This window comes from Hallella absiana, from assembly GCF_025457485.1.
GTDB lineage: Bacteria > Bacteroidota > Bacteroidia > Bacteroidales > Bacteroidaceae > Prevotella > Prevotella absiana.
In genome coordinates, this window is the sequence record NZ_JAMXSP010000003.1 from 69,322 (window position 1) to 94,565 (window position 25,244).

The 25,244-nt window shown below is 51.3% G+C and carries 24 protein-coding genes and 1 riboswitch; of the genes, 12 read left to right on the plus strand and 12 right to left on the minus strand.

Annotated elements, in window-relative coordinates:
* Nucleotides 1-7 precede the first annotated feature (7 nt).
* From NG346_RS02290 to NG346_RS02300, 3 genes are all read right to left on the minus strand, one after another.
* Nucleotides 8-1,381, minus strand: a complete 1,374-nt coding sequence (locus NG346_RS02290; RefSeq protein WP_262279423.1) for an N-acetylmuramoyl-L-alanine amidase family protein — start codon at nucleotides 1,379-1,381, stop codon at nucleotides 8-10.
* A 129-nt stretch (nucleotides 1,382-1,510) separates the two neighbouring features.
* Entirely contained in the window at nucleotides 1,511-1,882 is a 372-nt protein-coding gene (gene folB, locus NG346_RS02295) for a dihydroneopterin aldolase (protein WP_262279422.1), read from the minus strand.
* 20 nt (nucleotides 1,883-1,902) lie between these two features.
* Nucleotides 1,903-4,485: an adenosylcobalamin-dependent ribonucleoside-diphosphate reductase gene (locus tag NG346_RS02300; RefSeq protein WP_262279421.1), complete on the minus strand. Its 2,583-nt coding sequence runs from the start codon at nucleotides 4,483-4,485 to the stop codon at nucleotides 1,903-1,905.
* A gap of 197 nt (nucleotides 4,486-4,682) precedes the next feature.
* Here NG346_RS02300 and NG346_RS02305 point away from each other — a divergent pair, with 197 nt between their 5' ends.
* Both NG346_RS02305 and NG346_RS02310 read left to right on the plus strand, forming a co-directional pair.
* Nucleotides 4,683-5,420 carry a nitroreductase family protein gene (locus NG346_RS02305; protein WP_262279420.1) on the plus strand — a complete coding sequence of 246 codons (738 nt, stop codon included), beginning with the start codon at nucleotides 4,683-4,685 and terminating at the stop codon, nucleotides 5,418-5,420.
* Nucleotides 5,421-5,431: 11 nt separating this feature from the next.
* Nucleotides 5,432-6,598, plus strand: a complete 1,167-nt coding sequence (locus NG346_RS02310; protein ID WP_262288234.1) for an N-acetyltransferase — start codon at nucleotides 5,432-5,434, stop codon at nucleotides 6,596-6,598.
* A 127-nt stretch (nucleotides 6,599-6,725) separates the two neighbouring features.
* Here NG346_RS02310 and dinB read toward each other — a convergent pair whose 3' ends face one another.
* Nucleotides 6,726-7,823 (minus strand): DNA polymerase IV, encoded by a 1,098-nt coding sequence (gene dinB, locus NG346_RS02315; RefSeq protein WP_262288235.1) that lies wholly within the window; start codon nucleotides 7,821-7,823, stop codon nucleotides 6,726-6,728.
* Nucleotides 7,824-8,035: 212 nt separating this feature from the next.
* Between dinB and NG346_RS02320 the strand changes: the two genes are divergently transcribed.
* From NG346_RS02320 to NG346_RS02335, 4 genes are all read left to right on the plus strand, one after another.
* Complete coding sequence (locus NG346_RS02320; RefSeq protein WP_262288236.1) at nucleotides 8,036-8,305, plus strand: carboxypeptidase-like regulatory domain-containing protein; 270 nt, start codon at nucleotides 8,036-8,038, stop codon at nucleotides 8,303-8,305.
* Nucleotides 8,253-8,624: a TonB-dependent receptor gene (locus tag NG346_RS02325; RefSeq protein WP_262288237.1), complete on the plus strand. Its 372-nt coding sequence runs from the start codon at nucleotides 8,253-8,255 to the stop codon at nucleotides 8,622-8,624. Before NG346_RS02320 ends, NG346_RS02325 begins: the two co-directional genes overlap by 53 nt.
* Nucleotides 8,625-8,743: 119 nt before the next feature.
* On the plus strand, nucleotides 8,744-9,034 hold the full coding sequence (locus NG346_RS02330) for a hypothetical protein (protein WP_262279415.1): 291 nt from the start codon (nucleotides 8,744-8,746) through the stop codon (nucleotides 9,032-9,034).
* Between the two features lie 222 nt (nucleotides 9,035-9,256).
* Nucleotides 9,257-9,523, plus strand: coding sequence for a hypothetical protein (locus tag NG346_RS02335; RefSeq protein WP_262288238.1), 267 nt, complete (start codon nucleotides 9,257-9,259; stop codon nucleotides 9,521-9,523).
* Between the two features lie 11 nt (nucleotides 9,524-9,534).
* On the opposite strand, the gene NG346_RS02340 is transcribed toward NG346_RS02335, so the two are convergent.
* Nucleotides 9,535-10,149: an HAD-IA family hydrolase gene (locus tag NG346_RS02340; RefSeq protein ID WP_262288239.1), complete on the minus strand. Its 615-nt coding sequence runs from the start codon at nucleotides 10,147-10,149 to the stop codon at nucleotides 9,535-9,537.
* A gap of 101 nt (nucleotides 10,150-10,250) precedes the next feature.
* Between NG346_RS02340 and NG346_RS02345 the strand changes: the two genes are divergently transcribed.
* Both NG346_RS02345 and NG346_RS02350 read left to right on the plus strand, forming a co-directional pair.
* Nucleotides 10,251-10,475: a hypothetical protein gene (locus NG346_RS02345; protein ID WP_262288240.1), complete on the plus strand. Its 225-nt coding sequence runs from the start codon at nucleotides 10,251-10,253 to the stop codon at nucleotides 10,473-10,475.
* A gap of 4 nt (nucleotides 10,476-10,479) precedes the next feature.
* Complete coding sequence (locus NG346_RS02350) at nucleotides 10,480-10,605, plus strand: hypothetical protein (RefSeq protein ID WP_262279412.1); 126 nt, start codon at nucleotides 10,480-10,482, stop codon at nucleotides 10,603-10,605.
* A 167-nt stretch (nucleotides 10,606-10,772) separates the two neighbouring features.
* Here the strand turns inward: NG346_RS02350 and NG346_RS02355 are convergent, their stop codons facing one another.
* The 3 genes from NG346_RS02355 to NG346_RS02365 form a co-directional block, all read right to left on the minus strand.
* The gene (locus NG346_RS02355) at nucleotides 10,773-12,722 is read right to left on the minus strand and encodes a TonB-dependent receptor plug domain-containing protein (RefSeq protein WP_262288241.1); all 1,950 of its coding nucleotides are present in this window, start codon (nucleotides 12,720-12,722) and stop codon (nucleotides 10,773-10,775) included.
* A complete protein-coding gene (locus NG346_RS02360; RefSeq protein ID WP_262288242.1) occupies nucleotides 12,719-13,462 on the minus strand; it encodes an HmuY family protein in 744 nt (247 codons plus the stop codon). The genes NG346_RS02355 and NG346_RS02360 overlap by 4 nt, the downstream gene beginning before the upstream one ends.
* Before the next feature lie 72 nt (nucleotides 13,463-13,534).
* The gene (locus tag NG346_RS02365; protein WP_262288243.1) at nucleotides 13,535-14,080 is read right to left on the minus strand and encodes a calycin-like domain-containing protein; all 546 of its coding nucleotides are present in this window, start codon (nucleotides 14,078-14,080) and stop codon (nucleotides 13,535-13,537) included.
* Nucleotides 14,081-14,996: 916 nt separating this feature from the next.
* Nucleotides 14,997-15,096: riboswitch (TPP riboswitch) on the plus strand.
* Between the two features lie 62 nt (nucleotides 15,097-15,158).
* On the opposite strand from NG346_RS02365, the gene NG346_RS02370 reads away from it, so the two are divergent.
* The 3 genes from NG346_RS02370 to NG346_RS02380 are packed head-to-tail and all read left to right on the plus strand — an operon-like array spanning nucleotide 15,159 to nucleotide 18,703.
* Nucleotides 15,159-17,426: a TonB-dependent receptor gene (locus NG346_RS02370; RefSeq protein WP_262288244.1), complete on the plus strand. Its 2,268-nt coding sequence runs from the start codon at nucleotides 15,159-15,161 to the stop codon at nucleotides 17,424-17,426.
* Nucleotides 17,426-17,995, plus strand: a complete 570-nt coding sequence (gene pnuC / locus NG346_RS02375; RefSeq protein WP_262288245.1) for a nicotinamide riboside transporter PnuC — start codon at nucleotides 17,426-17,428, stop codon at nucleotides 17,993-17,995. The genes NG346_RS02370 and pnuC overlap by 1 nt, the downstream gene beginning before the upstream one ends.
* Nucleotides 17,996-18,019: 24 nt before the next feature.
* Nucleotides 18,020-18,703, plus strand: a complete 684-nt coding sequence (locus NG346_RS02380; RefSeq protein ID WP_262288246.1) for a thiamine diphosphokinase — start codon at nucleotides 18,020-18,022, stop codon at nucleotides 18,701-18,703.
* A 15-nt stretch (nucleotides 18,704-18,718) separates the two neighbouring features.
* Here the strand turns inward: NG346_RS02380 and NG346_RS02385 are convergent, their stop codons facing one another.
* Nucleotides 18,719-19,018: a nitrous oxide-stimulated promoter family protein gene (locus tag NG346_RS02385; protein WP_154532521.1), complete on the minus strand. Its 300-nt coding sequence runs from the start codon at nucleotides 19,016-19,018 to the stop codon at nucleotides 18,719-18,721.
* Nucleotides 19,019-19,146: 128 nt separating this feature from the next.
* Here NG346_RS02385 and NG346_RS02390 point away from each other — a divergent pair, with 128 nt between their 5' ends.
* Nucleotides 19,147-19,890 (plus strand): NigD1/NigD2 family lipoprotein, encoded by a 744-nt coding sequence (locus NG346_RS02390; RefSeq protein WP_262288247.1) that lies wholly within the window; start codon nucleotides 19,147-19,149, stop codon nucleotides 19,888-19,890.
* 113 nt (nucleotides 19,891-20,003) lie between these two features.
* Here NG346_RS02390 and NG346_RS02395 read toward each other — a convergent pair whose 3' ends face one another.
* From NG346_RS02395 to NG346_RS02405, 3 genes are all read right to left on the minus strand, one after another.
* A complete protein-coding gene (locus NG346_RS02395) occupies nucleotides 20,004-21,653 on the minus strand; it encodes a fumarate hydratase (RefSeq protein ID WP_154532517.1) in 1,650 nt (549 codons plus the stop codon).
* A 116-nt stretch (nucleotides 21,654-21,769) separates the two neighbouring features.
* Entirely contained in the window at nucleotides 21,770-22,138 is a 369-nt protein-coding gene (locus NG346_RS02400; RefSeq protein ID WP_262288248.1) for a four helix bundle protein, read from the minus strand.
* A gap of 147 nt (nucleotides 22,139-22,285) precedes the next feature.
* Nucleotides 22,286-25,180, minus strand: coding sequence for a M16 family metallopeptidase (locus NG346_RS02405; RefSeq protein WP_396266688.1), 2,895 nt, complete (start codon nucleotides 25,178-25,180; stop codon nucleotides 22,286-22,288).
* Nucleotides 25,181-25,244 lie beyond the last annotated feature (64 nt).

Below are 25,244 nucleotides of genomic sequence, written 5' to 3' on the forward strand. Positions count from 1 at the left end.
ATGATTTTTATTTCTTTCGTTTATTTGAGAGGAACTCCTTGATCGCCTCGTTGACATCCATCTGCTTGCCGTCTTTATAGGCTACGATGAACGCGCCGGGGAACTTGTCGAGGATCTCCTTGCGGGAGCGGTTGACTGCATTGTAGTCGGTACTGCTACCGTAGAAGTATTTCCATTTATCGCCGTCCGCCATCCGCTCGATGCCTGTGAGCTCTTTGAACTGACGGTCGTTGTCGCGCAACTTATAGGATCCTTGGAGTATCTGAATCTTGAATACCGGAGCATGAGCAGCCTGCTGACTGACAATTTTCTTGTCGTTGTCTTTCTTTACTTGCTTCTCAGCCTTGACAGCTTTGTCGGACTTTGCTTTATTCTTGCTCGCAGCCTTGGGTGAAGCAACTTCACGTTTTTGCGGAGTATTGCTGTTTTGTTGCGGAGTATCGTTGCTTCCCTTCCCTGCAACAGACTTTCTTTGAACGCTTGTCCTTGTCGTCCTGTTGCTTCGACGATCGTCGATAACAGGCTGGTCATCATCCGTATTGTTATTGGAAGGTGCACTGACCTCAATCACACGGTTCTGATAAGGCAATGTCGACTGGGTGTCGTACTTATTCTTATAGGTGATAAAAGCATTGTAGATGCCTTTGGTATAGAGGTCCACTGCTGAGTCGGAATTCATAAACTGCTCCTCATCGGGCGTAGAGATGAAGCCCAACTCCAAAAGGATGGCAGGCATGGAAGTGAGCCGGAGCACAGCAAGATTGTTTTGATGCGAGCCACCGTCCTGTCTTCCCGTAGCCTGACAGACGCAGTGCTGCATCAGACGGGAAAGCTCCACACTGCGCTGCCGGTTGTTGTCAGCGATAAACTCAAACATGATGTCGCCTTCTGCTGAGTTCATGTCCAGTCCGCTGTATTTCTTTTGGTAGTCTTTCTCAAGGAAGATCACAGAGTTCTCACGCTTCGCCACGTCGAGGTTCTCACGGATTCCGCGGTCGCCGGAACGCTCTCCACGCCCGAGAGTATAGCTTTGGAAGCCGTGAGCTGTGTGTGAGCCGTCCACTGCATTGATATGAATGGAGATGAAGAGGTCGGCTTTGTTGCGGTTGGCAATGTCGGCACGCTCATGAAGAGGAATGAAGACATCGGTCTTGCGCGTGTAGATGACGCGCACATCGGGGCAATGGCTCTCCACAAAGCGACCAAACGCCAAGGCATATTTCAGCGTCAGGTTTTTCTCATTGGACACTGCACCGGGAGCGCCGAAGTCGTTGCCACCATGACCGGCATCAACGACAAGCGTAAAGCGGGAGGCTGCACTTGCAGTCACAAGTGCGAAAAAGAAGAAAACAGGAATTATGAGAAGTATCCTTTTCAACATATCGATGATTCTTACCTTTGCAGTACCAACAAGCGTGAACTTGTATCAATTTTATGCAAAGTTACGGATTTTACATTAGGAAACTGAAAAGAAGCAATGAGTTTTATTATTTATTAATGATGCAAGTGCTTAGCGATTGGTCAGATGCAGCTCGATGCCGGCACCCTGACAATCAGCACCCATGGGAGGATTGAGCTTGATGACTGTCACATCTATCGCCTCGATCTGAGGCCAACGCTGAAACAGTCGCTCACCGATCACTCCGGCAAGATGCTCCACAAGATCCACAGGTTCGGACATTGTCTTGGCCACCAGCTGATACACTTCAGCATAGTTGATGGTGTCCGCCACCTGGTCGCTCTCTACGGCACGGCACACATCAGCCTTCAGTCTGAGGCTGACTTCATAGTCGTTGCCAACAAGACGCTCCTGCGCCTCCACACCGTGAAAGGCATGAAAACGCAGGGAACGTAAGAGGATATAGCTTGATTCGCATTTCATACGTCAAACCTAAAGCACGATTATCCACAACGGCTGGCACCGCAGTTGGTGCAGATGAGACAACCCTCCTGGTAGACGAGTGTCTCCTGACCGCAGACGGGGCACTTCTGGCCTACAGCCTTGGTACCGTCAGTGATATACTTCTTCAGTGCGCGCTCCACACCATTCTTCCATGTGTTGATGCTCTCGTCTTTGAGCTGCAAAGAGCCAACGAGCTTGATGACATGGTCGATAGGCATACGATAGCGCAGCACGCCGGAGATCAACTTGGCATAGTTCCAGTATTCCGGATTGAACTTCTCGCTCAGTCCTTCCACCGTGGTCTTGTAGCCACGCTTGTTCTCAAACTGGAAGTCATAGCGATGCGTACCGTCGGGGTTGGTCTGCTTGATGATCTTGCCCTTGGTGACGCTCTTCGGCAACACAATGCCCTCGTCGTCGTCCTGCAAACCGGTGAAGATCTCGTAAGGATAACCGTCGAGCAACCCGACGAAGGCCACCCACTTCTCACGGTTGTTCTGGAAGCGCACTACATCGCAGTCGAGCTCCTTCGGGCGAACCTCCTGCACAGAAGGACGCGGAATCGAGGGTGCGGTAACAGGCTCCGGTGACTCCTTATGGTCTGCGTCTTTCTTTTCTTTCTTGTCTTTCTTCGACACAGCGATCATCACGCCTGAGCGGCTGCCGTCGCGGTAGATGGTACAGCCCTTGCAGCCTGAGCGCCAAGCCTCGACGTAGAGCTTGTTGACAAGCGCCTCGTCGACATTGTTAGGCAGGTTGACCGTCACAGAGATGCTGTGGTCCACCCACTTCTGAATAGCACCCTGCATGCGCACCTTCATCAGCCAGTCCACGTCGTTGGCGGTAGCTTTATAATAAGGAGAGCGGGCGACGAGCTCGTCGATCTCTTCCTGGGTATATTTCTTCTCGGTGTCGATACCGTTGACCTTCATCCATTCGAGGAACTTGCGGTGGTAAACGATGTACTCCTCAAAAGAGTCACCGACCTCATCGACAAAGTCCACATGCACGTCAGCATCATTGGGATTGACCTTGCGGCGACGCTTGTAGACAGGCATGAACACGGGCTCGATACCACTCGTGGTCTGCGTCATCAGCGAAGTAGTACCTGTTGGAGCGATTGTCAGGCAGGCGATGTTGCGGCGGCCATGCTTCACCATGTCCTCATAGAGTTTAGGATCGGCATCCTTCAAGCGAAGGATAAACGGATTGTTCTTCTCTCGGTCTGCGTCATAGATGCTGAACGCGCCACGCTCCTCAGCCATCTTCACAGAAGAACGATAAGCATTGATGGCCAGATCACGATGTACGCTCACGGCAAAGTCTGTAGCCTCCTGTGTGCCATAGCGCAAACCCATGGCTGCCAGCATATCGCCCTCGGCGGTGATGCCGACACCTGTACGGCGGCCCTTGCCGCTCTTTTCCTTGATCTTCTCCCAAAGATGATACTCTGTATGTTTCACGTCCTCGCTCTGAGGATCACGACGTATCTTGTCCATGATCTTGTCGATCTTCTCCATCTCCAAGTCCACGATGTCGTCCATGATGCGCTGCGCGAGTTGTACGTGGCGGCTGAACTTATCAAAGTCGAACTTAGCCTCCTTGGTGAAAGGATGCTCGACGTAGCTATAAAGATTGATGCTCAGCAGACGGCAACTGTCATAAGGGCAGAGTGGAATCTCTCCGCAAGGGTTGGTGCTCACCGTCTTGAAGCCGAGGTCGGCATAGCAGTCAGGAATGCTTTCGCGGATGATTGTGTCCCAAAACAGCACGCCGGGCTCAGCACTCTTCCATGCGTTGTGCACGATCTTCTCCCACAGCTTGCGGGCAGAGATCTCCTTGCTTACCATCGGTTGATCGCTGTCGATTGGGAACTGCTGAGTGTAGGGCTTGTCGTCTACGGCAGCCTGCATGAATGCGTCGTCAATGCGCACGCTGACATTGGCACCGGTGACTTTTCCCTCTGTCATCTTAGCATCGATGAAAGCCTCAGAGTCGGGATGCTTGATGCTCACACTGAGCATGAGCGCACCACGCCGGCCGTCCTGAGCCACCTCACGTGTGGAGTTGCTGTAGCGCTCCATGAATGGCACCAAGCCGGTAGAGGTCAGTGCGGAGTTATTCACAGGGCTGCCTTTCGGGCGAATCTGACTCATGTCATGGCCTACACCGCCACGACGCTTCATCAGTTGCACTTGCTCCTCGTCGATTTTCATAATAGCACCATAGCTGTCAGCATTGCCATCAAGGCCGATGACAAAGCAGTTGCTCAGTGATGCTACCTGGTGATCATTGCCGATACCCGTCATCGGGCTACCTGCCGGTACGATGTAGCGGAAGTGATCGAGCACGTCGAAGACCTGTTGGGCAGAGAGCGGATTAGGATACTTCTTCTCGATGCGCGCAATCTCGTTGGCAATACGCCAGTGCATCTGCTCCGGGCTTTTCTCAAAGATATTGCCGAAGCTGTCCTTCATAGCGTACTTGTTGACCCACACACGTGCCGCCAACTCGTCGCCGCCGAAGTACTGCAAAGAGGCCTCGTAAGCCTCTTCGTAAGTGTATGTCTGTTTGTTTTCCATTGGTTGATAATCCCTTATGTCAATCCTTTCGGACTGGGGGCTGCATGATTGTGTTGATGAATTATTTGCTTTTAAATGTAGACTGCAAAACTACAAAAGTTTTCTCATATTCTATCAACTTTCTAAAGATATTTAGGAGAAAACTTTTCCCTTTTGGAATTTTTCCCTATCTTTGCAATTACTAAATTGAACAAGAAATGGAAAGCTTAATACATCGTAGAAGTATTAGAAAGTACCAAGATAAAGAGGTGGACGAGCAACTGTTGCGTCGTCTGTTTGAACAGGCTGAGCGCACGCCCACGATGGGCAACCTGCAACTCTACAGCGTCATCGTCACACGCGACCCGAAGATGAAGGAGCGCTTGGCACCCGCACACTTTGGTCAACCGATGGTGACGGGAGCTCCCGTAGTGCTGACGTTCTGCGCCGACTATCGCCGCACGACGCTTTGGGGCGAACAGCGCAAAGGTCATCCCGGCTACGACAACCTGCTGAGCTTTGTCAACGCTGCTACCGACGCTCTGCTCTATTGCCAGACATTCTGCAATCTGGCCGAAGAAGCCGGACTGGGCACTTGCTTCTTGGGTACGACCATCTACCAACCACAAGCGATCATCGATCTGTTAGAGTTGCCGCCTTTGGTATTCCCCATTGCAACTATTACGTTGGGCTGGCCCGATGAGGATCCGGCACAGAGCGACCGCTTGCCTCTTAACGGCATCGTCCACGAAGAGGTTTATCACGACTACACGTCGCAGCAGATTGACGACATCTATGGTCCGAAAGAAAATCTTCCGGAGAACAAGCAGTATGTGGAGATCAACCACACCGAGACACTCGCACAAGTGTTCACCGACATCCGCTATACCGCAAAAGACTGCGAGGCCATGAGCGAGGGGCTGAAGAAAGCTCTGCGTCATCAGGGCTTCATGTAAACCAGTAAGTAATGAGTAAAATAGAAATAAGAAAGGTAGAGACGCTTAGTGAACTGAAAACTTTTATTCAATTCTTCTACGATCTCTACCGCGACAATCCGTGTGCCGTACCTTATCTATATGGTGAGGAGATGAAAACGTTGCGCAAGGACAAAAACCCGGCCTTTGAATTTTGTGAAGCCGACTATTTCCTGGCTTATCGCGACGGAAAGGTCGTGGGGCGCGTGGCAGCCATGATCAACCATCGGGCCAATGAGCGGTGGAACAAACGGATGGTGCGCTTCGGCTGGTTCGACTTCATCGACGACATCGACGTATGCCGTGCTTTGCTCGACACCGTAGCCCATTGGGGAAAAGACAAAGGTATGGACTGCATCGGAGGTCCCTTTGGCTTTGAGGACATGGACCGCGAGGGTATGATGGTCGAAGGCTTTGACCGCCTCTCTACCTTATATATTAATTATAATAATGAGTACTACCCCCGTTTCATGGATCAGCTCGGGTTCCGCAAAGACAACGACTGGTTGGAATGCCGGGTGAAGGTGCCGGAGGTGACGCCCCGTAAGTTTGCGCTTACAGCGGAGTTGGTACAGAAGCGCTACAACCTGCAAGTACGCAAATACGGTGTACTCGACTTCGTGAAGCGAGGCAAAGGAAAAGAACTCTTCGACATCGTCAACCGCACCTACGATGGTCTCTACGGTTTTTCTCATCTTTCCGACGACCAGATCTCGCGTTTGGTCAATGACTACATCCGCCGTGCTGACCTCAACTTGGTCACCTGCGTGGTTGATGCCAATGACAACGACCGCATGGTAGGCTTCGGCGTGTCGTTTCCTTCTTTCTCCCGTGCTCTACAGCACACACGCGACGGACGTCTCTTGCCAATGGGCTGGTGGCAGTTGCTGCGTGTGATGAAATGGCACAAGACCGACACGGTAGACCTGCTGCTCATTGCCGTGCTGCCCGAATACCGAATGAAAGGTGCCAACGCTCTTATCTTCAACGACCTCATCAGCTGGTACCGACGCTATGGATTCAAATGGGCCGAGGCCATGCCACAGATGGAGACTAACCATGGTGTTCTCGACCAGTGGCAATATCTCGAAGCCGAACAACACAGAAGGCATCGGGCGTACATTCGTGAGATTGATGAGCCCATAAAGAAGACAGAGTAACAAAGAAAAACAAACTTATTTCTGAATGAAGACAGAGTAACATAGGAACACAAACTTATTTCTGAAAGAAGACAGGGCAACAAAGGAACACGGATTTATTTATCTTCCTTTGTTGCTCTGTCTCTTATTAAAAGTCTATATCGAGCTCTATCCACCGGTCTTTCTCACGATATTCGCCCGCATGGGGATTGACGACGGCAAGACCGATCAGGCGGATAGGATGGTTAGCATCGTAGTCCACACGGCTCATCAGTTTCTTTGCCAGCGGCAGGATATCGTCTTTGGTACGCAAGACCTTTGCCTGTGTGATGCTGCGCGAAATGGTGGTAAAGTCACCGTACTTGACTTTCAGCGTAAGCGTGTGTCCTCTGAATTGAGACGATTGCAGCCGCTCGACAAGCTCCAACGTCACATGGTACAATTCGATGATCACCGCAGACTTCAGACAAATGTCTTGTGAGAACGTGTGCTCACAGCCCACAGACTTACGGATGCGCTCTGAGACTACTGGCCGTTCGTCAATGCCACGGGCGAAATCATAGAAAGCCCGTCCCGCCTTACCAAAAGTATGAAGAAGATAACCCAATGAAATGCTACGTAGCTGCGCACCATTATAGATACCCAGACTGTGCATGCGCTCGGCCGTTTTGCTGCCCACGCCCCAAAAATCCTCAACGGGAAGCGTGGCTATGAAGTCCAGTGCCCGGTCGGGATGGATGACAAAGAGTCCGTCGGGCTTACGATAGTCCGACGCTATCTTAGCCAGGAACTTATTGTATGACACACCAGCCGAGGCCGTCAGTCCCGTTTCCTCATGGATACGCTGCTTGATTTCCTTGGCGATGTTCACTGCCAAGTCCATGTCCTTTTTATTATGTGTGACATCAAGGAAAGCCTCATCAAGCGAGATAGGCTCAACCAAGTCGGTGTAATCGTGAAAGATGCGATGAATAGATGCCGAGACCTCGCGGTAGACCTCATAGCGTCCCGGAGCAATGATAAGATCGGGACACTGACGCTTGGCCACCTGAATAGACATTGCGGAGTGTACGCCATATTTGCGTGCCTCATAGCTCGCCGTGGCCACCACACCTCTTGTACTGTCATGCCCGACAGCCAGCGGCTTGCCACGCCACTCCGGATGGTCTCTTTGCTCCACGCTGGCAAAGAAGGCATCCATGTCGACATGGATGATCTTTCGTAGATTAAGTTCATTGCTCATCATCAGACAAAGTTAGTACCTTTTCCGCACATCAGCAAACGAATTGATGCTTTTAACCTATCGTCCTTTCTTCTGCCTTTTTCTCTACGTCTATTTTCTAATACCATTTATTCCCTTTTCCTTACTTGTCATTCCATGTTATCATGTATGTAACGGTATTGCAATATGTAATATCTACTTTTGCAGTCGAATAAAAATCTCATCTCCATTCAAGTATGAAAAAACTTATTCTGACGGCAGCGTTGAGTGCTTCCTTCCTCCCCGCTTGTCTAGCCGGTCCCATTGATGGCGTGGTCAAAGACAAGAAGACGGGCGAGACACTCATCGGCTCCGTAGTCCAGGTAAAAGGTAGACAGGATAACATGACGACCACTGGCCTGGACGGTTTCTTCACATTGAAGGACCTGCCCGACCAGGGTGCCGTCACCATTATTGTCAACTACATCGGTTACAAACCTAAGCGCCAACGTCTCCTTATTATATAAGGATACCAACCACGGTTGGAATGGTCAGCTCGCTGCTTCCTACACAGGCACGCGCCTTGTACTTGTCTCGCCCTACCTCGACTCTGACGAATGGGAACGTCACTTCTTCACCCTCGACCTCAGCGGTGAGAAGCGTTTCAAGAACGGTCTGGCCATCTTCCTTAAAGCCAACAACCTGCTCAACGCCAAACGAGAGCGCTACTTGAAGACAACCAATGAGTTCAATAGTGGCATTCCCGGCCAGCCTTCTGACCGCACCCTTGTGGGCAACTACCGCTATGGCCGCACGTTTCTTGTGGGCGTAAGGGTCAGCTTATAGTTAGAAATTAGGAGTTAGGAGTTAAGTTATCCACTATACATTATACACTATACATTATACACTATACATTATACACTATACATTATACACTATACATTATACATTATACATTATACATTATGATGAAATATTTGCTTCCCGTGCTCCGCCGTCACAGCAACGTGGCTGTCTACGGCTGCGGACATATCCACAACTTCCAATACATCAAGAAACCGGGCGATCCCATTGTCTATTGGGTAAACTCCGCCGCCGCGCTCTCCCGTAAGGTGAGTGCCACCGACGGCACACAGTGGTGCGATCCCTCTACAGGCTTCACGATCATCAGTGCCGACAAACAGCAGCTGACACTCTCAGCCATCAACAAAGACGGCAAGATCCTCTATCAGCTGCCTATCAAGAAGACGAGGTAGTCTGCAAAGCTATAACCGTGGGGAATGTCAAAATTAACCTATTCCCCGCCGTTATAACATAAATTGCCTACAGAACGGCAAACATCGTTAAACTATCGCTACTGACGACTACATATAGCCACGAAAGTCCTATCTTTGCATTGCATTCTACAAGGAAAACCTCTGGTCAACCCTCATTAGTGATGCAAAGACAACCTCTAACAGAAAGGAATGAACATGAAAATGAACATCAGAATCAACAAGGACATCAAGAGCTACATCCATGACCTTACCGAGCTCGTTTGGGCTTATATCCGCCATCGTGCCTCCTATCCCGCCAATGCTTTACTCGCCGTGCAGCGCGAACTGGCCTGCAACGTTTTCGACAGTCCCGACAACTGCCGCGGCTGTGACTTCTACGCTCCCGAGATGCTGCTCACCTGTAACGCCAAAGGCGCCACAGTGCCCAATCTCAACATCATCAAGAGCATAGCAAAGAGATACTATTAAGACCTAAGTGACTACTCGTCCAATCCCAACAACTTCTTTATCTCGCAAATGGTCTTCTCAGGATGCTCTCGATCAAAGCGGATGCCCTGCATCCCTACCTGCCGGCAACCTTCTATGTTCTCTTTCTTATCATCGAGAAACAGACATGTATCTGCCTTGAGGTGGAACTTATCAAGGAAAGCCTGATAGATGGCTGGATCAGGTTTGAGCAGATGCACATCCTTGGACACCAACTCGTCGGAGATAAGGCCAAAGACACTGTATTTTTCTTTCACCTCACTCAGCTTGCTCGACCAGTTGCTCAGTCCATAAACGTGGAAGCCACGATCTTTCAAGAGTTGGATGAGGTCGCGGATACCGGGTGTCTCCACGGTGAAGACATCGGTGTAGTGACCGGCAAAATAGCTGAGCGTATCGGCATATTCGGGCCATCGCTCCTGCTGTTGACGGATATAATAGTCGAAAGGATGCAGTTCCCGGTCCATGGCAGCGCCTACCTCTTCCGGCAGCACGTGGTCCATGAACCACTGTCCTCGTTCCCGACTTCCCAACAACTTGCCGAAGAAAGCCACAAAGTCGTACTGCACCAGCACGCCACCATAGTCAAAAACGATGTTCTCTATCATTGCTTTAGCTTATTTTCCCACAAAGATAGCGAAAAATATCCAAACGGCAAATAAACTCTTCAATAGTTGCGCGTTTGGATAGAAAGTCTTATCTTTGCGGTATGACATTGCAAGAAGACAGAGAACGGGAGAAGAGCAGACGGGAGGCACTTGGCAAGTTCCTCTACAATCTGGCTCAGACCTGCTTCACAGCGATGGTTGTGGGAGCAGTAGTGACGTACTTCATGGCTAATGTCAAGACATCTGTGTTTATTTCTCTCTTTTTAATGGGAGTGATAGCAACAGCCGTTTTTGCTTATTTGGGTAATTATATTTTAAAGAAGTAACGTTATGATGATGCAAGGACTTGACGGACTTATATTTGTTTTGGGTGGCTCTGCGGCAATTGGTATTCTCTTTGCCATTTGGCTCCACACAAAGAGCGGGCAGAAATGGCTGAAGTCATTGGATGACTAAACAAAACGGCCTCACCCCCGTACCCCTCTCCAAAAGAGGGGGGAGTGATTACCGACAAGAGTAGTTAGGACTGCCTCAACCCCATACCTTCCGCTAAAGCCTACAAACGTGTCACCCGCCATACATTTTACTCCCCTCTCCCTTGGAGAGGGGTATGGGGGTGAGGCTTATAGTCTGATCTTGCACCCCACCATCACATTCGTGCCATCAACAACCGGACTGTTGAGATAGTAGTATTTTGGACGATAGTTCAGCAGGTTGTCGACGGCAAAGGTCAGCTTCAGATGTTTGCCAATGCCCATTTGTGCCGCCAACTTCCACAGCGTGTAAGCCGGATAATGCACCGTGATGGTACCCTCCTCCACTTTATAGTAGTTTTTAAACTCTTGGTTGTCGATACCTGACAGGAAGCGACCGTCAAGAGCCACCATTCCATCCAACAGCGTAGAGAAGCGATGAGTCCAGTCGGTATGTGCCGTCAAAGTATGCTTGCGAGCTGGGAGATACGGACTGGCAAGCTTCTGCCCATCCTTGTGCCCTGCCTGCTCATCGACAAAGGCATAGGACAGCCGGGCATCAACGCCACAACTCCACCGCGCACGCGCCGTGGCCTCAAAACCGGCCACATACAGCCGGTCGATGTTGACATAGGGCAGCCGGGGCATAGTCTCCGTAGCACTGGCGTAATAAGGATTTCCCGACGTGATCTTATTGGTCACACGATTACAGTATCCAGCCAACAGAAAGCCATAGTTGCCCTTGACATACTCCACGCTGAGGTTGAAGTTATGGCTCACCTCTGGCTTCAACAGCGGGTTGCCCGTGATGGTCCAGATGCCAACCATGTCGAAATCGTAGTATTTCTCTTTCAATGTCGGAGCCCGGAAGCCCATGCCATAGCCAAAGCGCACGTTGAGATGGTCGATGGGCGTATGGCGCACGCTGAACTTCGGCGTGACGCGTTGGATGTGATGGTCCGAGAAATAGTCATATCGCAGTGCTCCGACAAACTCCCAGCGGCTGTTGAGTTTCCAATCGAACTGCGCAAAGGCGTCGACACTCTGCTGACGGTGTGCGGCGTCGAGCTTGGTATTATTCAGATAGTCATAAAGATAGTCTGCCCCTGCGGTAAGCACATTGTCGCCGAAGGTATGGTTATAGAGCAGGCGCACGCTGTTCTGCACATTGGAGTAGGTGCGCACGTCGAGCTTTTGCCGGCGCAGCCATGTCGACTTATCGTACTGGTCAAAGCTGTACGACCCTTCCAAGACATCATTGTCAGAGACTATCCACTGAGCTTTACCACCCGCATTAAAGTCACGATAGCGCTCGGGCGACTCCACGCTACGCTTCACCTGACGGAAGAAATAGCCTGCGCGCCCCGTAAGTTTCAGCTTGTCCGACGGTTGCCAGAGAGCTTTGTCGGCAAAGTTCCAGGTACGGTCGCCGAAGATGGTAGTGATGGTGCGTGCGACAGCCCCGTCAGCATTGTGCACGTCATAGTTATCTTGCGTCGTTCTGTTCATGTTGAACGCATTGCTCCACCGGCTGCCACCGCCTTGCAGGGCCAGTCCATAGCGTTGCTCGTTATGTTTGGCCAGGCGAGCGTCGAGGCTGGCACTAAGTTTCTTAGCCGCCTGTTTGGTGATGATATTGATAACACCGCCATTGGCATTACTGCCGTAGAGTGCAGATGCAGCTCCCTTGACGATCTCGATGTGGTCGACGTTGTCCATCGACAAGCGCGTGAAGTCCACGTCGTCCATTGTCTCTCCCGCGAGACGCTCACCGTCGACAAGGATAAGCACGCTCTGTCCGCCGAAGCCCGAGAAATTGAGGTGAACCATCTGGTTTTGAGCAAAGGAGAATTCCACTCCCGGCATCACCTGTTGGAGCAAGTCCTTGAGGTTGGTGGCATCGGCCTTCTCTATGTCGGCATGGCTGATGACCTGCGTGAGCACAGGCGTCTCCATGAGCAGTTTGGGAGAGCGTGTGCCGGTGACAACGACCTGCTCCAGGTCGTTGCCGGTGAGCAACGAGTCGGCAGGCTCCACAGCGAAGGTGCCTAATGGGAGCGCAGCGAGGGCGAGCGTCGTGAAAAGGGAGGTATGGCTCATAATGCTATTTTTCTATAATTGATGGTCAGGTAGCACGTGGTGCCCTTACTGCCCGTGTAGTTCGCTAATTGCAGTGCGAAGTACTCCCCGTCTTTCGTGCGTAAAATGAACACGTGGTTGTTGAACGTATAAGTGGGCGGGATGGGAGGTATGTTGAAGACGAGCCAGGAGGACAACACCTGATTGATCTTGATACCCTGGTTGCCCATAATGCAGTTGAGCATCTCCTTGCGGTCTACCCACACGTCGCGCTCCGACCACGTGTCGGGCGTAAACGTCTTATCGGCAAAGGCCTGTGCAGAGTCGGGCACCTCATCCATCGAGTTGTAAGCTGTCTCGTAGGCACTGCCGCCATTGGTGCGCACGTTGTCGCGGTGCACGGCAAAGGTCCAGTGCTCGGGCTCGGGCTGCGGAGCCGTAGGCTTGTAGCCGCGACGCTCATAGTTGGACATACCCTTGCCGAAGATGTCGAACCAGTAGATGTACATGCCGCTGCTGTCGCGGGCGGCGTCGGCGTTCTCGGTCTGCGGGATAGGCCATGGGGTGAACTTGGTCTGCGCCTGCTGCAAGGCTGCGGCATCGCCTTTGTCAATCAGATCTACGAGCGAGTCGAGGTCAATGTAGTACCAGTCGTTCCAGCTGGTGGCGTCGATATAGAGCTGCCCGGGCTTCACGCCGGGCTCGTCTCCCCGGTCTTCGTCGTAGATACCGCCAAAGACACCTTCGCAGGATGCCGCCAATGTGAGGCAGCACCCTGCGAGGAAATATATTAAAAGTCGGTTGATGTGGTTCACTATATATTCGGATAAGGATTACTTCTTACGTGTGCCGGTGAACTCAGCATCCATATTAAATGGCATTTTGCCATAGGTATATTGCTTGTTGGTGATTTTGATGCTCCCGTCTGCTTGTGGTGTTACTTTGATTGTGCCGGATGGAATGGAAAAGTCCTTATCCATTGTGGTGATTTCGCCTTTGACCATTGTTACATGGGCGGAAAGATTATCAGCCGCATAGTCTTTCGTGAAGGAGAGCGTCTTGGCATCGTAGGGAATGTTCTTAATTGTAAATGTTCCCTGCGTGACGTTGCCCATGATGGTGTTCTCGTAGGTCTCCGTACCTATTGTCAGGTTGATGGAACCGTCAGCGTTGGCGGTGATAGTGTAGTCGGCACTGCTGGTATAGGTCCATTGGCCACCAATTGTCACTTGATCAGTACCAGTGTAGATGCCTGCAGCTTTTTCTGCTGGTGTCTCTGTCTTATTGTTGTCATCGTCATCATCTCCGCAAGCGGTAAATGTTGTCGTTGTCATCACGGCTGCCATGAAGAGCAGCATGAGGGTAAACAGTTTCTTCATTGTCCTTAGTGTCTTTTTATGATTTAATTGTGTGATTCTGATTTACGACTGCAAAGTTACGGCTTTTCACGGATATTCACAATCCCTACTTATGAGGAAATTTAGGACGCAAGCAAGAGTTTCAATTCCATAAAAGGGATCAGTTGCTTAAAGCCGTTGTCGTGCAGCCATGAAGAATAGCACCGGTCACTCCTGCTGAATAACCGTTATGAGGAAGGCTGTAAGGAAATACCAACTTCCGGCCTTGACAGCAAGGATTGCTCAAAAACAGGCCTCAACTTCTTCCATTCTGAATGGGAGATTTCTTCCATTCGGAATGGAAGAACCGTTCGCAAAAGATCAAATTTATGAAAATTCGTGGTTCATTCATGGACATTCATGTAAAAAACAATTCCTATTAAACGTATAGTCTAAGTCTTGGTATCGTGAAAAACACTGACAAAAACATGCCCGCGAAAAGTTTCAATCTAGAGAGCACAGCGAGGGCTTTTTGAGAAAAAAGTGAGTTGGAAACAGGGAAATAGTAGCATGAAATCAACAAAACAGTGAGATGACTAAGTAAAAATACTGATTTTAGTGACACAAAAAGGTGGTTTTATGAGATGAAACAACCGAGATGATGAAAAATTCTCTAGAGAATTTTTCATCATCTCAATGCTTTTATAAGCGCACGAACGAGACATAAATGTTATATCGTTGTTAATCAACGATTTAAGAAAAACGCTCAAAATCGCAAAAAAAACGGGCGAGCGGCCGTTCGCTGGCAAAGAACGGCAAAATAAGGCCCCTAAAATGTCAGTTTATTCAACAACCGATGCGGCCTTTCAAAAGTAGGATTCTTAATATTCTCACAATATTTTTTTGCAAACACTTCTTGGTTTTCAGATTTCTTTGTAACTTTGCAGTGCAAAAACAACGCATATTCTTGGGGTGCCTGGGCGTTTGCCCTCGCTGAGATCATACCCGTTGAACCTGATACGGACAATGCCGACGCAGGGACGAGATTTTCTTTTCACCTCTTTAATAGATATTGTGCTCATGGTAAAAAGAAAACATCTAATTTATTTTTTAAACATTCATGGATAAACACTTATTGATGATGGCCGCACTGTCTTGTGCCGCCACTGCTTCTTGGGCTGCCGACAACGAGCCGGTAGACTCCATCCGCACGTATGAGCTTCAAGGCGTACAGGTGACTTCCACCCGCGCCGGCAAGAAGACACCTATGGCCTTCTCTACGCTCACTCAGAAACAAATCAAACAAGTGAACTTCGGACAGGATATCCCGTATATCCTCTCACTGACGCCCTCCGTCACCACGACATCCGATGCCGGCAACGGAATCGGCTACACCTCCATCCGCGTGCGTGGCATTGACCCGAGCCGTATCAACATCACGGCCAACGGAGTTCCCGTCAACGACGCAGAGAGCTCGCAGGTCTATTTCGTCAACATGGCCGACTTCGTCTCATCGGTACAGAGCATGCAGCTGCAGCGCGGTGCCGGTACTTCGACAAATGGTGCAGGTGCCTTCGGTGCTACGCTGAACATGCAGACGGAAAATATCGGCACGCAGCCTTATATCGGCCTCGATGCCAGTGCCGGTTCGTATTATAGCCACAAGGAGACGCTGCGCTTCGGCACCGGTCTGCTCCATGACCACTGGGGATTGCAGGGACGACTGTCGAACATCGGGTCGAAAGGTTATCTCGACCGCGCCTCAACGAAACTCAACTCCTATTTCCTCCAAGGCGGCTATTTCTCCGACAACACCATGGTGAAGTTGCTGACCTTCAACGGCACCGAACAGACCTACCACGCGTGGAACTATGCCTCGAAATATGAGCAGAGCCTCTACGGCAGACGCTACAACTCCTGCGGCGAGTACTACGACGACAAGGGGAATGTACATTATTATAAGGATCAGACCGACAACTATCATCAGATGAACTATCAGGCCATCTGGAACCAGCTGTATGGACAGAACTGGTCGTCAAACGTCACACTGCACTACACCTACGGCTATGGCTACTACAACGAGTACAAGTCTAACAAGGACTACCAGGACTACGGACTGTCCGACACAAAGTTCAAGAGCGACCTGACACGTAAGAAGCTCATGGAGAATGATCTCTATGGTGTGGTGGCAAGTATCAACTACGACAACAAGTCGAACTACAAAGCTACCCTCGGCGGCGGATGGAACAAATATGTCGGCGACCACTGGGGTGAGGTGCTGTGGACAAAGGACAAGGTCAACACGTTCTATCCCGGATACGAATATTACCGTAATCGCGCATGGAAGTCCGACTTCAACCTCTATACGAAAGAGTCGTGGACCTTCCTCCCCGGTCTCAACGCTTACATAGACTTGCAGTATCGCCACGTGGGCTACCGCATGCAAGATCCCCGCGACTATTACATCAATGAGGACCGCACGAAGGGCTACTGGGCACACGACGACTTCGACTTCTTCAACCCGAAGTTTGGTATCAACTATCAGCTCGACAGCCACAACCGCCTCTATGCCAGCTACGCCATCAGCCATAAGGAGCCCACACGCAACGACTACCAGGACAATGAAGTGCAGCATCTGAAAGCTGAGAAGCTGCAGGACGTGGAGTTCGGCTACCGTTATGAGAGTCAGAAGTTCACCGCCGGCGCCAACTTCTATTATATGTATTACAACCACCAGTATGTGCTCACCGGTGAGCTCAACGACATCGGTGAGATGAAGGCCAGCAACGAGAACAGCGGACGCTCTTACCGCGAGGGTGTGGAGCTGGAGGCTGCCTGGAAACCTGTCGACTGGTTCCGCTGGGATGCCAACGCCACACTCTCACGCAACATCTGCAAGGACTGGACGGTGACACTCAAAGACGGATCGGCAGTCAGTCTCGGCGACACCCACACCGCTTTCTCGCCCGACTTCATCTTCAACAACATCTTTACGTTCAATTATAAAGGCTTCAACGCCGGCATCCAAAGCCAGTACATCGGCAAACAGTATCTGACCAACACCGACTTCGACAGTTATAAGAACTATAATAAGGACGGCAGCTTTGACCAGGACGTGGACATGTTCCTCAAAGCACATTTCAATACCAACGTGAACCTGAGCTACCACTTTGCCCTGCCCTGCTTCGGACTGAAGGATATCACCCTCGGCGTGACGCTGTACAACATCTTCAACGCCAAGTATGACAACAACGGCTGGGCTGCTCCCTCGTTCCGCAAGGACAGCAAAGGTAACGTCGAGGCTTACTGCACCGACGACCTCTATGAGGCAGGCTTCGCGCCCTCCGCTCCGTTTAACTGGATGGCACATCTGAGCATCAACTTCTAATGCTGGATTTATTTGGAACGATCATCGGCCTTGTATATATCTATCAGGAGTACAAGGCCTCGATATGGCTATGGATCACCGGCATCATCATGCCGGTGGTCTATATGTTTGTGTATTTCGACGCCGGACTCTATGCCGACTTTGGTATGCAGGTCTACTACGCGCTGGCTGCCGTCTACGGTCTGCTCGTATGGAAGTTGGGTAAGAAACGGGGACAAGCGCATGAGGGCGACATGCCCATCACGCACGTCAAGCGCAGTCTGCTTATTCCCTCTCTGCTGCTCTTTCTCGCTGCCTGGGCACTGGTCTACTGGATTCTCATCCGCTTCACCAACTCCACCGTGCCCGTGCTCGACTCTTTCGGCAACGCGCTGAGCTTCATCGGACTGTGGTGGCTCGCCCGCAAATACGTGGAGCAGTGGTTGTTGTGGATTGTCATCGACGCTGAGCTCTCCGCCCTCTATGTCTACAAAGGACTGCCCTTCACCGCCGGCCTCTACGCTCTCTATGTCGCCATCGCCGTGGCCGGATACTTCAAATGGAAGAAAGCTGCTATAAGCTGCAATTAAGCATGTCAACGAAAAGGATCTAACATGAATGATTTCTCTGCCGTCATCCTTGCCGACGGCGATTTTCCTACTCATCAAATACCATTGGGTATTCTGCATCAGGCACAGCGGCTGATCTGCTGCGACGGCGCGCTGCTCACACTCTTCAAGCATCAGCCACAAGAAATAGAAAGACTGAGAGCGGAAGGAAAACTCTTTGGTGTGGGCGACGGCGACAGCCTCCCCGCCGGACTCAAGGCGCAGTATGCCGACATCTTTCATGCGGTCAGCGAACAGGAGGATAACGACCTGACCAAGGCAACACGCTTTGCCATCGGTCTGATAAAAGCATCAACAAAGGAAAACGGTGAGAACCAACAGCCACGGCTGGCTTATCTGGGGGCCACCGGCAAACGCGAGGACCACACCCTCGGCAACATCGCACTGATGATGCGCTATCTGCGCGACTTCGCCATCCTGCCGGAGATGTACACCGACTACGGTTGGTTCACGCCCGCCAACGGCAATATGGTGTTCAGCACTTTTGCGCGTCAGCAGATGAGCATCTTCAACTTCTCCTGCACAAAGCTGGAAAGCACCGGACTGCGCTGGCAGAGCTATGCCTACAAAGAATGGTGGCAGGGCACGCTCAACGAATGCACTGGCAGTGAGGTCAGCTTTCGGGCCGACGGCAACTATATGGTCTACCGCACCTACGACACTAAGTAGACCACCACGACACGCTCATCCCTTGTTGAGCAGATGGCGGAGCACCTCCAACGGCGCATAGAGAATCATACGAGGACCCGTCCACCGCATGATCTGCCGTACGCGCTCACGCTGCTCGGGCGCATAGCAGTGACAAGGACAACGCTTGCACGCCGGCTTCTCGTCCTGCCATCGGCAATGATCCAAGCGGTGCTGACAATAGTCGGTCAGCGCACGGTATTCCTCGGAAGGCTCCTGCTGATGAAGACGATGACGGCAATAGAGCCGGATCATAAACGCAATCGTACGCTTCTCCCTGTCTATGACTTTTCCCATAATGCGGTTCGTTTTTGTTGAATAGCTGTTGTTGATGAATTGCAAAGGTAGCAAAAAAATGTAAAACGCAAGCAAGTTTTCCTTTCTCCCTTTATTTTACGAGTGAATATCAAGAAAGGAAAACGATCATGAAACACTATTTCAAGAAAGCAATCCTGGCCCTTGGACTGTTGGCCGGGCTCGTCACTCTCCAATCATGCAACGACGACGATGAAAACTATTATTATCCCAGTTACCTCCCCAATGCCCTCGTGACCGTGCGTCCGGCCGCCGACGGCTCGTTCACCATGCAGCTGGACGACTCCACGACGCTCACGCCGGCCAACATGCAGCAATCGCCCTTTGGCAACAAAGAGGTGCGCGCGCTCGTCAACTGCTATAAAGCCAACTCCACAACGAACGCCGACAACCGCGTGAACATCGTTTGGATCGACAGCATCCGCACAAAACTGCCGGTAGTCACGACAGGCAACGACGACGATAAGACCTATGGCAACGACCCGATAGAAATCGTCAGAGACTGGGTGACCGTAGCTGAGGATGGCTATCTGACACTCCGCTTCCGCACGCGCTGGGGCAACAGTGGCCGGGTGCACTACATCAATCTGGTCACAGGTACCAACCCCGACGATCCCTTCGACCTGGTACTTCGTCAGGATGCCAAAGGCGACACCTACGGCACTTGGGGTGACGCGCTCATCGCTTTCAACCTCAATGAGCTGAAGAGAGTCCACGGCGACAAGGTGAAACTGACGCTCCGCTGGATGTCATACTCCGGCGAGAAGTCGACGACCTTTGACCTGCGCCTGCGTCCCACTGCCTCAACATCAGCGCTCACCAGCCGACTGCCGCTCAGCGCAAAGGTGAAATAGACAAGACATCATTAAAAAAGCTGGAACACTAAGTTTGTGATCATTAACAACGAAAAAGTCCGGAAGCAGCAATTGCCACTTCCGGACTTACTATTTTAACAGCTTAGATTCTGTTATTTGCAGGCACCGCAAGTCCAGGGTTTCAACTCCTTGAAGAAGTCATGGCCCTTGTCATCCACGAGAATGAAGGCGGGGAAGTCCTTGACAGTGATCTTCCAGATAGCCTCCATGCCGAGTTCGGGATACTCTACGCACTCGATGCTCTTGATGGCATCCTGAGACAGCACAGCTGCCACGCCGCCGATGGTGCCCAGATAGAAGCCACCGTGTTTCTTGCAGGCGTCGGTGACGACCTGCGTACGGTTGCCCTTGCCAATCATGATCATGGAACCACCGTGAGCCTGGAACTCGTCGACATACGGATCCATACGGTTGGACGTTGTCGGACCCATGGAACCGCAAGGATAGCCTTCCGGAGTCTTTGCCGGACCAGCGTAGAGCACAGGATGGTTCTTGAAGTACTCGGGCAGCTCCTCGCCCTTGTCGAGACGGGCTTTCAGCTTGGCGTGGGCGATGTCGCGAGCCACGATGATGGTGCCGGTGAGGCTTACACGGGTAGAGACAGGATACTTTGTCAGGATGGCACGCGCCTTGTCCATGCCCTCGTCGAGGTTGATGGCAATGCCGCCATTGTCGCCCGGCTGCTGCAATTCAGCAGGAATGAGGTTGCCAGGATTGGTGTCCATCTTCTCCAACCAGATACCGTCCTTGTTGATCTTTGCCTTGATGTTGCGGTCGGCAGAGCAGCTCACGCCGAGACCGATCGGGCAGCTGGCACCGTGACGGGGCAGGCGGATCACACGCACGTCGTGGGCGAAGTACTTACCACCGAACTGTGCGCCGAAGCCAATCTTATGAGCTTCTTCGAGCAACTTGGCCTCGAGGTCGAGGTCACGGAAGGCGCGGCCGGTCTCGTCGCCCGTCGTTGGCAGGTTGTCGAGATAGTGGATAGAGCCGAGCTTCACGGTCAGCAGGTTCTTCTCAGCCGATGTGCCGCCAATGACGAAGCAGATGTGGTAAGGAGGACAAGCGGCTGTGCCGAGGCTCTTCATCTTCTCCACGAGGAACGGCAGCAGTGTGCCCTCGTTCTGAATCGTAGCCTTGGTCATCGGGTAGAAATAGGTCTTGTTGGCAGAGCCACCGCCTTTGGCAACCATCACAAAGCGGTACTCAGCACCCTTGGTAGCCTCGATGTCGATCTGTGCGGGCAGGTTGCACTTGGTGTTCACCTCGTCGTACATGGTCAGGGGCGCATTCTGAGAGTAGCGCAGATTGTCCTGAGTATACGTGTTGTACACACCGCGTGACAGTGCCTCTTCCTCGTCGAAGTCGGCCCAAACCTGCTGACCCTTCTCGCCGTGGATGATCGCTGTACCGGTATCCTGGCAGAAAGGCAGAACGCCCTTGGCTGCTGTCTCGGCATTGCGCAGAAGCGTCAGAGCCACATAGCGATCGTTATCAGAAGCCTCAGGATCGCTAAGGATGGCAGCTACTTGCTCGTTGTGTTTGCGGCGCAGACAGAACTCCACGTCGTGGAAGGCCTGCTGGGCCAACAGGGTCAGAGCCTCGGGTGTGACCTTCAGGATCTCTTTGCCCTCAAAAGTTGATGTACTCACTCCCTCTTTGGTGAGCAGACGATACTCGGTATCGTCCTCACCCATCTGAAACATGGGAGCGTACTTGAAATCTACTGGTTTTGCCATAATCTATAGATGTTAATGTATAATGTATAATGTATAAAGTACAATGTATAATGGATAATGGATAATGGATAATGTATAGTGTATAAATAATAAATAAATGATTTGCGGGGAACAAGCTACGATCCCTTGCCTGTGCGATGTGGTCGGTTCTTAAGAATAGCCGTAAGAATTTTGAGAATCTCCACACAGTCCTCATTGATACTCTCGTATGATCGGCCGTCAATAAAATCGACTCCATGCAAGACGTACAACCAATATTCTGTTTCCTTTGCTTCCTTCAAAGATATTCCCAACTTACAGTAGAAATCTGTAGATGACGGTGCCAAATGAGCTTCTGCCGCATTCGCGCCTATACTCGTACCACTTCTTAAGATCTGATCAGAGAGCGCTCTTGGAACTTTCGTCTTATCCAAATATCGGTAAAGTTTCACTATTCGCACTGCAAATCGTTTACTTTTCTCCAATATGGCATTATATTCTGTCATAAGATCTCTACTTTTATATTGATAAGCCTATAGAACTTACGCCACATTTCAATGGGGGGAAAAGCCTTATGCAAACAGCGAAAGGCTTATCTACCCCCAAGCATTTATTTATTATTTATTATTTATACACTCTACACTATACATTATTTAGAATCCAAAGATGTCTTCTTTCGTGAGTTTCTTGACGGGTCCTATCTTCTGCAGCGCATTCATGTCGAGCTCTTTCTCATCGCCGAGGATGATGTAGCGATAGGGTTTGCCGGAGATGTTCTCCTTGGCGAACTTCACCAGATCTGCCATGGTCAGCGACGGCAACTTGTCGTAGATGACACGGTTGATGTCGTAGTTGAGGCCACGTTTGCGTGCGGTAAGATAAGCATTGAGCACAGAGAACTTGGTGGTTCGGGCCGTGGCGATGCTCTTCATCAGGCTTTGCTTGGCAAGGTCAAGGCCAGCCTGACGCTCCGGCATGTTGTTGAGCAACTGGTTGAACTCCTTGATGCAGTCCGTCATCTTGTCGTTCTGTGTGATGATATAGGTGTTGAAGCACTCCGGGTCGCCCTTACGATCTGGTGTGGTCAGCCATGCACCGGCACTGTAAGCCAGTCCGCGGGCTTCACGCAGCTCCTGGAAGACGATGGCATTCATGCCTCCGCCGAAGTACTCGCCGAAGAGCGCATTGACAGGAGCCTGCTCGGGTGTCCACTGCTTGTTCTCGTTGAGATACTGCGTCATGTAGATGTTCTTCGCGTCATAAGGTGCTATCCACACCTCGTTCTGTGTTGTAGTCGTGCGCGTATAGCGGCGGGCTGCAGGCAAAGTGGTCTTCATCGTGCAAGGATAGCTCTTTGCCACGGTAGCCTCCAACTGCTTCATCGGTGTGGCACCATAATATAATAAGGTGTACTTACCCAGATTTTTCAGTTGAGCGAGCAGTTGCTGAGGATCGGCCTTATGGAGTTCTTCTGCACTCATCTTGTTGCGGAAGCCGTTGTAAGGACCATATTCCCCATACTGTCGCAGGGCTGAGAAGCAGACACGCTGGTTGCCCTTGGCATCGTTGCGGGACTTCAGCGTCAGACCGACAAACTTGTTGTAGCTCTCCGCATCAGCTTTGGCATGATTGATATAGTCACCCATGAGCTTCAGCGCCGCGGGCATGTTCTCGTTGAGACCGCTCAGCGACACACGTGTCTCGTCATCGCTGACACTCACGCTGTAGTCGCAGGCCAACTGATAGAAGGCTTTCTTGATGTCGTTGGCCGAACGGGTGGCAGTGCCGACATAGTCGAGATAGTCAGCCGCAACCTGCAACTGCTTGCTGTTCTCACGGCCCACAGGGAAGACGAGCGAGAGGTCGAAGAGGTCGTCAGTAGTGTTCTGCTTGTAGAGCACCTCGGCGCCGTTCTTCATCTTGCCCTTAGCGAGATCCTTGTTGAAGTCGATGAACTGTGGCTGGATAGGCTCCGGCTTGCTATTGACAACGGCGGTGAGGAAGTCGCTGTGCTTGTCGTTGTTCGTGGGTATCGGCGTGATGTGCGGCTTCTCAATCTTGTGGATCGTCGTGTCGTTGCCGAGACGCTTGTAGACACAGACATAGTTGTCAAGGAAGTGACGGCGGGCGAAGTCCACGATCTGCTCTTTGGTGATCTTCGACATACGGTCGAGTTGCCCCACGACATGCTGCCAGCTCTCGCCATTGATGAAGGCATCCTTCATCATCTCGGTGCGGTTGCGGTTACTGCTCAGGCCGCGCAGCATGTTAAGTTTCTTGTTGGCAAGGACAGCCTTCATCAGGTTCTCGTCAAACTCTCCACGTTTGAGTTTCTCTATCTCGGCAAGCATGAGGTCACGCACCTCTTCGAGCTTCTGTCCCTGCTTGGGCTCTCCCTCAGCGATGAACGTGGTGTAGTCGGCCAAGCCTTCCACGCCGGTACCGGCACTCATCACCTTCATCGGTTGGTTGAGGTCGACATCCATGAGTCCGGCCTTGCCGTTGGAAAGGAGATCAGAGATGAAGCTCAGCGTGTCGGACTGGTCAGAAGCGGCTTTGTCAAACTTCCAGCCGAGTATCACGTTCTCGGCTTCCTGTCCGACAACAGTGGTGTCGACGTGCTGCTTCAGGTCTGCGACAGGCGCATACTCGGGTCGTGAAAGCGTCGTGCTTGGTTTCCAAGAGCCGAAATACTTGTCGATGGTGGCCACGGCCTTGTCGGGATCGAAGTCACCTGCCAGGCAGATAGCTACGTTGTTGGGCACGTAGTAGCGGTGGAAATAGTTCTTGATGTTGACAATACTCGGATTCTTCAGGTGTTCCTGCGTACCGATAGTTGTCTGTGTACCATAGGGATGCGTGGGATAAAGTTTCTTCCCGAGTGCAACCCACTCCTTATTGCCGTCATTGGCAAGACCGATATTATACTCCTCATACACTGCTTCCAACTCAGTGTGGAAGCCGCGGATGACCATGTTCTGGAAGCGGTCGGCCTGAATCTTTGCCCATGTGTCGATCTCGTTGTTGGGGATGTCCTCCTGATAACAGGTGACATCGTTGCTCGTGTAAGCGTTGCTGCCCTCAGAACCGATGGATGCCATCATCTTGTCGTACTCGTTGGGGATGTTGTACTTGGCAGCGAGTTGCGAGAGCGAATCGATTTTCTCGTACCAACGCTTGCGTGCCAAGGGGTCGGTGATGTGGCGATACTGCTCAAAACGATTCTCGATGGAGTCGAGAAGCGGCTGCTCGGCAGCGAGATTTGATGTGCCGAAGTGGGTCGTGCCCTTAAACATCAGATGCTCGAGATAGTGAGCCAGGCCGGTAGTCTCCTTCGGATCGTTGCGTGAACCGGTGCGCACGGCGATGTAGGTCTGCAGCCGTGGCTTTTCCTTGTTCACGCTGGTGTACACTTTTAGACCGTTGGGGAGCGTATAGATGCGTGTCTGCATCGGATCGCCCTTTACGGTCTCGTAGTGATAGCTCTGCGCCCAGGTGGCTGTGGCAAACAGCGAGAGGGCTGAGAGCATGATAGTCTTACAATTCATCATATTATTAATTAATCTCAGTATTCAGTATTTCTTACCGGTGTCTTACTTGCCGGTCATCAGA

What these genes read in the sequence shown, in the direction of transcription:
- NG346_RS02290 (WP_262279423.1), bottom strand. Translation starts at nt 1,381, where the DNA reads ATGTTGAAAAGGATACTTCTCATAATTCCTGTTTTCTTCTTTTTCGCA.
- folB (WP_262279422.1), bottom strand. Translation starts at nt 1,882, where the DNA reads ATGAAATGCGAATCAAGCTATATCCTCTTACGTTCCCTGCGTTTTCAT.
- NG346_RS02300 (WP_262279421.1), bottom strand. Translation starts at nt 4,485, where the DNA reads ATGGAAAACAAACAGACATACACTTACGAAGAGGCTTACGAGGCCTCT.
- NG346_RS02305 (WP_262279420.1), top strand. Translation starts at nt 4,683, where the DNA reads ATGGAAAGCTTAATACATCGTAGAAGTATTAGAAAGTACCAAGATAAA.
- NG346_RS02310 (WP_262288234.1), top strand. Translation starts at nt 5,432, where the DNA reads ATGAGTAAAATAGAAATAAGAAAGGTAGAGACGCTTAGTGAACTGAAA.
- dinB (WP_262288235.1), bottom strand. Translation starts at nt 7,823, where the DNA reads ATGATGAGCAATGAACTTAATCTACGAAAGATCATCCATGTCGACATG.
- NG346_RS02320 (WP_262288236.1), top strand. Translation starts at nt 8,036, where the DNA reads ATGAAAAAACTTATTCTGACGGCAGCGTTGAGTGCTTCCTTCCTCCCC.
- NG346_RS02330 (WP_262279415.1), top strand. Translation starts at nt 8,744, where the DNA reads ATGATGAAATATTTGCTTCCCGTGCTCCGCCGTCACAGCAACGTGGCT.
- NG346_RS02335 (WP_262288238.1), top strand. Translation starts at nt 9,257, where the DNA reads ATGAACATCAGAATCAACAAGGACATCAAGAGCTACATCCATGACCTT.
- NG346_RS02340 (WP_262288239.1), bottom strand. Translation starts at nt 10,149, where the DNA reads ATGATAGAGAACATCGTTTTTGACTATGGTGGCGTGCTGGTGCAGTAC.
- NG346_RS02345 (WP_262288240.1), top strand. Translation starts at nt 10,251, where the DNA reads ATGACATTGCAAGAAGACAGAGAACGGGAGAAGAGCAGACGGGAGGCA.
- NG346_RS02350 (WP_262279412.1), top strand. Translation starts at nt 10,480, where the DNA reads ATGATGATGCAAGGACTTGACGGACTTATATTTGTTTTGGGTGGCTCT.
- NG346_RS02355 (WP_262288241.1), bottom strand. Translation starts at nt 12,722, where the DNA reads ATGAGCCATACCTCCCTTTTCACGACGCTCGCCCTCGCTGCGCTCCCA.
- NG346_RS02365 (WP_262288243.1), bottom strand. Translation starts at nt 14,080, where the DNA reads ATGAAGAAACTGTTTACCCTCATGCTGCTCTTCATGGCAGCCGTGATG.
- NG346_RS02370 (WP_262288244.1), top strand. Translation starts at nt 15,159, where the DNA reads ATGGATAAACACTTATTGATGATGGCCGCACTGTCTTGTGCCGCCACT.
- pnuC (WP_262288245.1), top strand. Translation starts at nt 17,426, where the DNA reads ATGCTGGATTTATTTGGAACGATCATCGGCCTTGTATATATCTATCAG.
- NG346_RS02380 (WP_262288246.1), top strand. Translation starts at nt 18,020, where the DNA reads ATGAATGATTTCTCTGCCGTCATCCTTGCCGACGGCGATTTTCCTACT.
- NG346_RS02385 (WP_154532521.1), bottom strand. Translation starts at nt 19,018, where the DNA reads ATGGGAAAAGTCATAGACAGGGAGAAGCGTACGATTGCGTTTATGATC.
- NG346_RS02390 (WP_262288247.1), top strand. Translation starts at nt 19,147, where the DNA reads ATGAAACACTATTTCAAGAAAGCAATCCTGGCCCTTGGACTGTTGGCC.
- NG346_RS02395 (WP_154532517.1), bottom strand. Translation starts at nt 21,653, where the DNA reads ATGGCAAAACCAGTAGATTTCAAGTACGCTCCCATGTTTCAGATGGGT.
- NG346_RS02400 (WP_262288248.1), bottom strand. Translation starts at nt 22,138, where the DNA reads ATGACAGAATATAATGCCATATTGGAGAAAAGTAAACGATTTGCAGTG.
- NG346_RS02405 (WP_396266688.1), bottom strand. Translation starts at nt 25,180, where the DNA reads ATGAATTGTAAGACTATCATGCTCTCAGCCCTCTCGCTGTTTGCCACA.